The organism is Longimicrobium sp., from assembly GCA_036377595.1.
Classification (GTDB): Bacteria; Gemmatimonadota; Gemmatimonadetes; order Longimicrobiales; family Longimicrobiaceae; genus Longimicrobium.
In genome coordinates this window covers 84,306-93,015 of sequence record DASUYB010000107.1, presented here as the reverse complement: position 1 = coordinate 93,015, position 8,710 = coordinate 84,306, and the positions used below count along the sequence as shown (strand labels likewise).

At 71.4% G+C, this 8,710-nt stretch carries 7 protein-coding genes; 3 read left to right on the top strand and 4 right to left on the bottom strand.

The window, feature by feature from the left end:
* From VF092_19070 to VF092_19060, 3 genes are all read right to left on the bottom strand, one after another.
* Positions 1-243: hypothetical protein (locus VF092_19070; protein ID HEX6749405.1), on the bottom strand; the 243-nt coding region annotated here is incomplete at its 3' end.
* A gap of 53 nt (positions 244-296) precedes the next feature.
* Positions 297-467, bottom strand: a complete 171-nt coding sequence (locus VF092_19065) for a hypothetical protein (protein HEX6749404.1) — start codon at positions 465-467, stop codon at positions 297-299.
* Between the two features lie 15 nt (positions 468-482).
* Positions 483-1,589 (bottom strand): NAD(P)-dependent alcohol dehydrogenase, encoded by a 1,107-nt coding sequence (locus VF092_19060; protein HEX6749403.1) that lies wholly within the window; start codon positions 1,587-1,589, stop codon positions 483-485.
* Positions 1,590-1,858: 269 nt separating this feature from the next.
* Here VF092_19060 and VF092_19055 point away from each other — a divergent pair, with 269 nt between their 5' ends.
* Positions 1,859-2,812, top strand: a complete 954-nt coding sequence (locus VF092_19055; protein HEX6749402.1) for a universal stress protein — start codon at positions 1,859-1,861, stop codon at positions 2,810-2,812.
* Between the two features lie 307 nt (positions 2,813-3,119).
* Here VF092_19055 and hutI read toward each other — a convergent pair whose 3' ends face one another.
* Positions 3,120-4,376, bottom strand: coding sequence for an imidazolonepropionase (hutI, locus tag VF092_19050; GenBank protein HEX6749401.1), 1,257 nt, complete (start codon positions 4,374-4,376; stop codon positions 3,120-3,122).
* A 104-nt stretch (positions 4,377-4,480) separates the two neighbouring features.
* Between hutI and VF092_19045 the strand changes: the two genes are divergently transcribed.
* Both VF092_19045 and VF092_19040 read left to right on the top strand, forming a co-directional pair.
* Complete coding sequence (locus tag VF092_19045; protein HEX6749400.1) at positions 4,481-7,282, top strand: hypothetical protein; 2,802 nt, start codon at positions 4,481-4,483, stop codon at positions 7,280-7,282.
* A gap of 142 nt (positions 7,283-7,424) precedes the next feature.
* Positions 7,425-7,841 (top strand): hypothetical protein, encoded by a 417-nt coding sequence (locus VF092_19040; GenBank protein HEX6749399.1) that lies wholly within the window; start codon positions 7,425-7,427, stop codon positions 7,839-7,841.
* Positions 7,842-8,710: the final 869 nt, after the last annotated feature.

The window sequence follows — 8,710 nt, the reverse complement described above, 5'->3', positions numbered from 1 at the left end:
GGTGACCGTCGCCGTGCCGCCGGTGAGCTGCGCGGCGTGGCTGATGTCGGCCTTCTGCCCCGTGTTCGTCCACGTGTACTCGCGCGTGGCGGTGACTCCGTTCAGGCCGGCGACCTCGAAGCGGAAGTCGTCGGCCGCGTTGCCGATCCGCGGCTGGAAGCGCGCCAGCACGTCGCCGCTTCCCGAGCACGCCGGCAGCAGCAGCGCGGCGACCGCCACGGCGATCCAGCCCAACCGTCGCATCCTGTGCATCGCGTTCTCCTTTCGAGCATCACTCCAAACCCGGCACCCGGCGCTCAGCACTCGCAGTCGAGCTCGTCGTCCGGGATGCACTCGTTCTCGGGCCACAGGTCCGGCTCCCACGGCTCCACGTCGGGCCGCAGCGCGGGCGCGGCGGCGGCGGGAAGCGCGGGCGGCTCGGCCGGCGTCCGCGGCAGCACCGGAACGGTCTTCGTCGCGTCGGACATCGTCCTCTCCTCCTTTCAGCTCACCTGGATGGCCACCTTCAGCACCCCGTCGCGCTGGTGGCCGAACAGGTCGTACGCCTCCTCGATGCGGTCCAGCGTGAAGCGGTGCGTCACCAGCGAGCGCAGGTCCGCGCGGCCGCTGGCGACGACGTTCATCAGCCGCCGCATCCGCTCCTTGCCGCCGGGGCAGAGGGTGGTGACGATCCGGTGGTCGCCCAGCCCCGCCGCGAAGGCATCCAGCGGCAGCTCCAGCTTCCCCGAGTACACGCCGAGGCTGGAGAGCACGCCGCCCGGCTTCAGCACCCGCAGGCAGCTCTCGAACGTCTCCTGCGTCCCCAGCGCCTCGATCGCGACATCGACTCCCCGGCCGCCGGTCAGCTCCATGATCCGCGCGACGGGATCCTCTTCGTGGTAGTCGACGGTGAAGTCGGCGCCGAGCATGGCCGACGTCCCCAACCGCTCGGGGATGCCGTCGACGGTGATGATCCGCGTGGCGCCGCGCAGCCTGGCGCCGACGGTGGCGCACAGCCCGATCGGCCCCTGCGCGAACACCGCGACGGAGTCGCCGATGCGGATCTGGCCGCTCTCCGCGCCGCCGAAGCCGGTGCTCATGATGTCGGGGCACATCAGCACCTGCTCGTCGGTCAGCCCGTCGGGCACCGGCGTCAGGTTGGCCATCGCGTGGGGGACGCGGACGTACTCGGCCTGGCAGCCGTCGATCGTGTTCCCCAGGCGCCATCCTCCCATCGCCTTGCCGCCGCACTGCGCCTGCAGCCCCTCGAGGCAGGCGTTGCACTGCCCGCAGGGGGTGATGGCGCCCACGATCACCCGCTGGCCGAGGTGATAGCCCGTCACCCCCGCTCCGAGCGCGGCGATGACGCCGACGGGCTCGTGGCCGACGATGCGGCCGGGGTCGACCGGGTACTCGCCCTTGAGGATATGGACGTCGGTGCCGCAGATGGTGGTCGTGGTGACGCGGAGCAGCGCGTCGCCGGGACCGATCTCCGGGATCGGCCGCTCCTGCAGCTCGATGCGCCCCGGCTCGACGAAGACGGCGGCCTTCATTGTCGTCTTCGCGCGCACCGGCTGGATGACGGGTTGGGATCGCGTCGTGGTGCTCATCTCCCCCTCCTGGTCGGCGGACTCGCCCGTACCCGGAACGATGGGTACGCGGCGCGCGATGAAGAGTGGGGGGACGCGCGCCACGTTGTCGGGCAATTTCTTGCCCTGCCGCGTGCGCACGAGTTGCATCACCGTCGAGAAAGTCCCCACGCGCGTCGCGGCGGCGTTCCGACGCGGGGGATGGATGGGCGGCGCACCTTTCCCATGCCGGCAGGCGTGGAACCGGATCCGCGCCGCGCGGCTCACCCTGCGGAGACGAGGGGGACTCCATGTCCGGGCTGAACCACAAGGTCGTCGCGGGGATCGCGGAGATCGACGCGGACGACCCGATGCTGCTGGTGGCGACGGAGGTGGCGCGCGCGTCGGGCGCCGAGCTGCACCTGGTGCACGCGTACGAGCTGCCGAAGCTGTTCGCGATGTCGCCGGGGCTGACGGCCGCGTTCCCGGAGGGCGGGCGCGACTACGAGACGCTGCTGCTGAAGAAGCTGGAAGAGGCCGCCCACAAGCTTCCCGGCGGCGAGAACGCCGTCTGCCACGTCGTTGCGGGGAAGCCGATGCGCGCGCTGGTGCGCATCGCCGCCGAGGTGGAGGCGGACTTGGTGGTGGTGGGCGCCGCCCGGCGCACGCGGCTGGGCCGGGCGATCCTGGGGACGACGGCGCAGCGGGTCCTGCGCGCGTCGCCGGTGCCGGTGCTGGTGGCGCGGCGGCCGGTGACCGGGCGGCCGGAGCGGGTGCTGCTGACCACGGACCTGACGGAGCTGAGCGCGGCCGTGCACGAGTCGGCGCTGTACACCATCGGGCAATACTTCGGCGCGCCGGCGCACCTGCGCTCGCTCACGGTGCTGGGGTGGTCGACCGTGCCGCCGCCGCTGCCGCCCGAGGCGCTGGAGCACACCGCGCGGGTGGAGCTGGAGAAGTTCCTGCGCGACCGCACCACCGGCCCCGCGGTGCACCCCGTGGTGCGCACCGGCTTCGCGGCCGACGAGATCGTGGCCGAGGCGCGCGACTGGAACGCCGACCTGCTGGTGCTGGGGACGCACGCCCGCGGCTGGGGCGCGCGGATGATGCTGGGGAGCGTCGCCGAGGCCGCGCTGCGCGACGCGCCGTGCAACGTGCTGGCCGTGCCGCCGCGCCGCACCGCCGCGCTGGTGGCCGCCGCCGCGAGCGAGCACCCCTGGGCCGAGTCGCCCGAGCTGGCGGAGTGGTTCGACCCGGTGATCTGAGGCAGACCACCGCGGGCTGAATCTATCCGTCGGGCCACCTTCGGCGCGGCCGCGGGCAGCCCTCACCCTGCGCCTTAGAGCGCAAGCCCTCTCCCGATAACGGGAGAGGGTGGCGCGCAACGCGGCATCATCGCGACGAACCTGCGTCCGTGCTGAGTTCTCCCCTCCCCTGCGCAGCGGGGGAGGGGCCGGGGGAGGGGGCCTGTCGGCGGCCGCGCCAGTCTTCGCCGCCCGCATAGATGACCTCACCCCTACCTCTCCCGGTACGGGAGAGGTGGCGAGCCCAGGCAAGCCGGAGAGGGCGCCCTCACACCACCCGCACGCCCGCCTTCCACACGCCGGCCACCAGCGGCGCCGCAAGGCGGTACGGGATCTCGGCGACGGTGGCGGCGTTCCACAGCACGAGGTCCGCTGGCGCGCCGACGCTGATGGTGCCGCGGCCGTAGGCCAGCTCCAGCGCGGCGGCGCCGGCGGCGGTGGCGGCGCGGAGGCTCTCGGTGGGGCTCATCCCCATGCGCGAGCAGGCGGACGTCATCGTGAACTGCAGGTTGGGTGAGGGGCACGAGCCGGGGTTGAAGTCCGTCGCCAGCGCGACGGTGGCGCCGGCGTCCAGCAGCGCGCGCCCCGGCGCCCACTTCGAGCGGCCGAGGAAGAAGAGCGTCCCCGGCAGCAGCGTCGCCACGGTGGGGGACGCGGCGAGGGCGGCGATCCCCGCGCTGGAGATGGCGCCGAGGTGGTCGGCACTGGCGGCGCCCAGCTCGGCGGCGAGCTCGGCGCCGCCGCTGCCTTCCAGCTCGTCGGCGTGGAGCTTGGGGCGCAGGCCGTGGTCCAGCCCCGCGCGGAGGATGCGCTCGGTCTGCGCGCGGGTGAAGACGCCCGGCTCCATGAACACGTCGCAGAAGCGCGCGAGCCCGGCCTCCGCGACGGCGGGAATCATCTCCATGACGAGAAGATCGATGTACTTCTCGCGATCTCCATCGCTCCCGCGGTACTCGGGCGGGAACTCGTGCGCGCCGAGGAAGGTGGGGACGAGGTCGATGGGCTGCAGCTCGTTCAGCCGCCGGATCGCGCGCAGCGTCTTGAGCTCGTGCTCCGTCGCCAGGCCGTAGCCGCTCTTCACCTCGGCCGTCGTCGTGCCGCACGCCAGCATCTCGCGCAGGCGGGGGAGCGCCATCTCCACCAGCTCGTCTTCCGACCGCCCCCGCAGGTCGCGGACGGAGGCGTTGATGCCGCCGCCGCGCCGCGCGATCTCCATGTACGGCACGCCGCGGCTGCGCAGCGCGTACTCGTCCGTGCGGTACCTCCCGAACACCGCGTGCGTGTGCGAGTCGACGAGCCCCGGCGTCAGCACGCGCCCGCCGCAGTCCACGCGCTCCGCATCGGGGAACCGCGCGAGCACCGCATCTTCATCCCCCACGTCGGCGATGACGCCGCCGCTCACGGCCACGGCGCCGCGCGCGAGGGTCGCGGCGGGGTCGGCGGATTCCGTCTCCACCGCGGGCCCGGTGCAGCGGGCGAGCTCGGAAACGTGGGTGAAGACGAGCGTTGGCGCGGTGTCTGGCATCATCCCCATCTGGCCGTGTTCTTGCGCTTGCGCGGTGCGGGCGTAATTCTGCGCCCGGGCGGAACTTCCCGTCAAACTCCAGCTTCCACAAGGCCCGGACCCGCATGGTCGAAGTCTCGACCACCCCCCCGTCTGAACGCTATCCCGGACGCCCCGCCGAGGGGCGCGTCGTCGTGATCGCCCCCACCCGCGCCGCGTGCGAGACCATCGAGCTGGGCGTGCAGTTGGAGGGGGTGGAGACGATCATGAACCGCGAGCACGGCGACGAGATCCGCCTGCTCGCGCGCGAGGGGAAGGGCTTCGGCATCATGGCCGGCACCGGCACCGGCAAGACGCTGGCGATCCGCCCCATCGCGCAGGAGATCGTGGGCGCGGAGCTGCGCGTGGGCGTCGTCAACCGCGAGCGCGAGGCCACGCCCGAGACGCCGAACTGGAACGTGGTGATCATCACCACCGGCATCGCGCGGCGGTGGCTGCAGGACGACCTGATCGACGAGCACGACATCGTGGTCGTCGACGAGATCCACCAGACCAGCGCGGAGCTGGAGCTCTGCCTGGCCCTGGCCAAGCGCGCGCGCTGCCGCTTCGTGTGGCTGTCGGCGACGGTCGATCCCACGTTCTACGCCGAATATCTCAATTCCTCGGCGGTGATCGAGTCGAGCGCGTTCGATCCCGAGCGGGCGGCCGAGGTGCGCGTCAGCAACACGCTGAACCCGCTGGGCTTCCTAGGCGAGCGCTTCATGCGCCACGTCAGCCGCAACAAGCGCGGCGTGGCCGTGTTCGTCCCCACGCGCGCGGGCACGGAGGAGATCGCGAAGGAGCTGGGCGAGAAGTATCCCCACGTGCTGACCGAGTACTACCACGGCGGCGAGCCGGTCTCCAAGCTGCGGCCGTTCCTGGAGGGCGACGGCGCGCCGCACCCGTTCGTGCTGGCGATGACCTCCGCGGGCCAGAGCGCGCTCAACATCCGCGGGCTAGACACGGTGGTGATCGAGGACGCGCAGTTCACCACGATCGTGAACCGGGGGAGATCCGTCCTCACCCGTCTCCCGCTCGGGGCGAACGAGATCCTGCAGATGGCCGGCCGCGTGCACGGGCGCGTGGAGAACGGCGAGGTATGGATCCTCTCCGAGCGCGACATCGACTTCGAGTCGCTGCGGCCCACGGAGCCGAACTTCCAGCTCGCGGGAGACCCCGAGCGCGTGGCCCTCACCTGCGCGGCGATGGGCGTGCGCGCGGACGAGCTCGACCTTCCCGTCCCCCTCGACCGCATCGCCTATCGCCGCGCGATCGAGACGCTCACGAAGCGCGGCATCATCGCCAACTTCCGGCTGACGGACTACGGGAAGCGTGTCGAGGTCCTTCCCGTCGACCGGCCGTGGGGCGAGCTGCTGGTAAACGCCGACGAGCACATGGTGCCCGTCGTCGCGGGATGCGCGTCGATCGAGTCGCTGCACCGGATGCTCAAGCCGGACAACGACATCGGCGAGTACGTGATCGCCGGCAGCGACCACCTGACGGCGTACAACATCTACCAGCACGCGCTGGACGAGCTGGGGACGATCGGCCACGTGTACGGCCTGCCGCGGCATGTGTTCGAGGAAGAGGAGCTGATGAAGTGGTGCGAGGAGCGCGGGGTGCTCGTCCGCAGCATCGAGGACGCGGCGCTCGCCATCGCCTCCATCTACCGCTCGCTGGACCTCGATCTGCCGCGCCACATGCCGCGGATGAACCGCTCCGTCGAGCGCGACTGGAAGCGCCTGGTCGCGCGGGTGATGCCGTTCAGCCTGGTGATCGACGAGGAGACCAGCTGGGGCGAGGAGGTGCGCGTCAGCAAGACCAGCGTCTGCGGCAACTGGGGCGCCGTGGCGGGCGAGCTGATGTACTTCTCCGACAAGAACGGCCGGCCGCGCGGATCGATCAGCGGGACACAGCTGGAGACGGACCTGCTCTGGGAGTTCGCCTCGCCGGGCGACGCGGTGCTGGTCTACGATCCGCGCCACAAGCGCCACCCGCTGCGCATCGTCCGCACGCGCGAGTACCATGGCTTCGTGCTGGAGACAGTCGACGAGGGCGTGGAGCGCTTTCCCGAGGGGATGGAGGATGCCGCCCGGCGGGCGCTGGCCGAGGCCGTCGTGACGGGGAAGGCGTATCACCCCGACCAGCTGCACAACCGCGCGGTGATGCGCGAGTTGCGCGAGGTCTGGCGCCGCTCCGGCGGGACGGTGGCCGCCGCGAGCGACGAGGCGCTGCGCGACGCCGTCGCGTCGAAGCTGGGCAGCGTCCGCTCCTTCGCGGAGTTCATGGAAACGCCGCTGCGCATCGACGCCGACGCCGTCGTGCCGCGCGACGAGCGGGCGCGGTGGATGGCGCTCCCCGCGGAGATCGAGATCCGCGGCGAGACGTATCCGCTGGACTACGCGGTGGAGGACGGCGAGGGGACGGTGCGCGCGCGCATCCCCGCCAAGCTGCTCTACCGCATCGAGGAGGGCGACATCCCCACGGCGGTGGATGGCCGGCCGATGCAGTGGACGGTGATCCGCGGCAAGAAGGACCCCATCCGCGCCGCGACGCTGGACGACGCGAAGATCCAGCTCACCGAGGGCGGCGGCCGCGCGCGCCGCAAGCCGCGCGACTGGATGGAGATGGAGAGCCTGGAGGAGGTGGGCGAGCCCGACGCCGACCGCCCCCGCCGCCGCGGTCAGCGCCACAAGCAAGGCGGCCCCCGCGGCCGCAAGCACGCCGGTGCATCAGCAGAGGGCGGGGATGGGCGCGAGGGCCGGCACGGGCGGCATGGTGGCGGCCGGAACGGTGGCCGCGGCCGCGGACCGAAGCCGGGCGGGCACGGGCCCGGCGGCCGCGCGAAGGGGCGGAAGGGCGGCGGGCGAAGGAAGGCGCGGAGCTGATCTCCCAAGGGAGACGGTGCGACCGGCTCCCGTCGAGCCGCTGTCGCAGGCAATCCTTCGACCTTCAGCCTCGCATGTCGCCATTTCAGGGGGGGCGCACAGTCCGTCGCGGGAGGCTCGTCGCCGTTGCCGGAGGACGAACATGGAACGTGACCTGGAGAGCCGCGTAACCGCGGTGGAACATCGGCTGGCGCGTATCGAGGCGTGGCTCGCCGGCACGGACCAGCGCGCGATCGAAGAGGAGACCGCCCGTTCCGCCGAGGAGATCCGCGCCCACGCCGAGCAGGGCCGCGAGCAGGCCGAGCGCGAGCGCGTGGAAGACGAGACCGTGCGGAAGCGCGGAGAGGAGATTCGCTTCTCCGCCGAGGAGCGCAGGATCCAGCAGGAAACCACGCGCGAGATCGCTGAGGCGGCGCGAGAAATCGCCGAAGGTGTCCGGAGCGAGGCGCAGAATCTTCGCCAGCGCCTGGCGGAGCAGGAAGCCGTGCTCATCGAGCTGCGCCACACCCTCACCCGCCTCGAATCGCAAGCCGCCACCGGCTCACCCCACGCATCCTGAGGTGAGCCGATGAGGGTGATCCGGGAACCCCGATCCGCGCCCGCTCGCTGAACGGCGCTAAGATCCGAAGGCGGTCGCGCGCGCCGCAAGACAGGCGACTGGATGGAGATGGAGAGCCTGGAGGAGGTGGGCGAGCCCGACGCCGACCGCCCCCGCCGCCGCGGCCAGCGCTACAAGCAAGGCGGCCCCCGCGGCCGCAAGCACGCCGGCGCAGGCGCGAGCGTGGACGGCGGGGATGGGCGCGAGGGGCGGCACGGGCGCAACGGTGGCGGACGGCATGGTGGGCGCGGTCGTGCCCGAAGCCAGGCGGGCATGGGCCGGGCGGGCGCGGGAAGGGGCGGAAGGGTGGGCGCCGGAAGGCACGGAGTTGAGATTCAACATGGCTACGATAACGGACGCAGTGGTGCGCTTGCGCGAAACGGGTCAGGTCCTTCGGGCTGACTGTTTCGGGAACAACGCAGCCATTGAATGCCCGAAATGCCTACAGTACCCAATTCTTTTGATCGCGCGTCCAGATCAGCGCGGCGGCTCGGAACGAAATCCCGCACGTTGTCGCCACTGCGACTGTAAAGTGTTTATTACCGATGATTTACAAGACAGCCAACTCACGATCGTGAACGTCTCCGTCGGTTAAATGGGGAGAAGAAACGCGATTGTTCGAGGAACACCACAGACTGAGTCATGGTGCGCTCGTCACGAACACCGGAGATTGGGAATGATGATTCCATCCGTTGCTGACCTTGAGAGCAGGCGTTTGACCCTCGCGCCGGAGTTCCGGGACCAGAATCCACGTCAGCCGCACACGCATGGGTGGCTGGCGTTGGAGGTGCTGCGCCGGGCGCCGGGAGGAACGATGCCGTTTGCGGAAT